Genomic DNA, 1,158 nt, shown 5'->3' with positions numbered 1-1,158 from the left:
GAACGGTTCAGTATTATATTATAACTTTAGAGAGATGTCATGTCCTCGAACGCGCCGACCACTGCCGAAGTCCGTCCCTTTCCCAACGCCAAGGTTGCGCCGGCGACGGAAGCTCCGGAAGTGCCTGTCCAGCCGGTCTCGTCGCCACCGGCAGAGGCTCCGGCCAAGAAGAAGCGTTCGGTGCGTTCCTTCCTGCTGCCGGTCATCGGCGTCGCCTTGCTGGGCGCCGGCGCCTGGTATGGTTACGATTACTGGACCACGGGCCGCTTCATGATCTCGACGGACGATGCCTATGTCCAGGCGGACATGGCGTTCATCTCGCCCAAGATTTCCGGCTATGTCGATCAGGTCAAGGTCAGCGAGAACCAGCAGGTCAAGGCCGGCGATCCGCTGCTCGTCGTCGATGACGGCGATTACAAGATTGCCGTCGCCCAGGCCGAGGCGCAGATCGCCACCTTGAGCAAGACGCTCGACCGTATCGACGCCCAGACTGAAGCAGCGCGCGCCTCGCTGCAGCAGGCGCAGGCGCAGAAGGTCGCCGATCAGGCCGCGGCCGACAATGCGGCCAAGGTCGCGGCGCGCGCCTCGCAGCTGCTCAAGACCCATGTCGGCACGCAGGCGCAGCTGGACGACGCCCAGACGGCGGTCCAGCAGGCCGATGCCGCCCTTGTCGGCGCCGACGCGACGATCGCCGCCGCGCAGGCCAATATCGGCGTGCTGCAGGCGCAACGCGCGGAATCGGCGAGCACGCTGGCGTCCCTGCAGCTCAGCCATGACAAGGCGCTGCGCGATCTTTCCTTCACCGTGCTCAAGGCGCCTTATGACGGCATCGTCGGCAACCGCTCGGTCGAACAGGGCGACCTTGTCAGCCCCGGCCAGAAGCTCGCCGTCATCGTGCCGATGGACAAGCTCTACATCGTCGCCAACTTCAAGGAGACGCAGCTTGCCCGGCTGGTGCCCGGAGAGAAGGTGAAGATCTCGGTCGATGCGACCGACGGCCAGGACTTCGAGGGAACCGTCTCGTCGCTGGCGCCGGCTTCGGGTGCCGTGTTCTCGCTGCTGCCGCCCGAAAACGCCACCGGCAACTTCACCAAGGTCGTGCAGCGCGTTCCGGTCCGCATCGATGTGCCCGCAGATGTCCTGAAGAGCGGCAAACTG

Annotated in this window: 1 protein-coding gene; it reads left to right on the top strand. The window is 64.9% G+C overall.

What is annotated here, in order from left to right; all coding sequences use genetic code 11:
• Positions 1–39: 39 nt before the first annotated feature.
• On the top strand, positions 40–1,158 hold a 1,119-nt coding region (locus EN984_RS35410), incomplete at its 3' end, for an HlyD family secretion protein (RefSeq protein WP_164765958.1).

Source organism: Mesorhizobium sp. M7A.F.Ca.CA.004.12.1.1 (assembly GCF_003997835.1).
GTDB lineage: Bacteria > Pseudomonadota > Alphaproteobacteria > Rhizobiales > Rhizobiaceae > Mesorhizobium.
The sequence above is the reverse complement of the archived record's forward strand: the minus strand, read 5'-3'. Positions and strand labels throughout refer to the sequence as shown.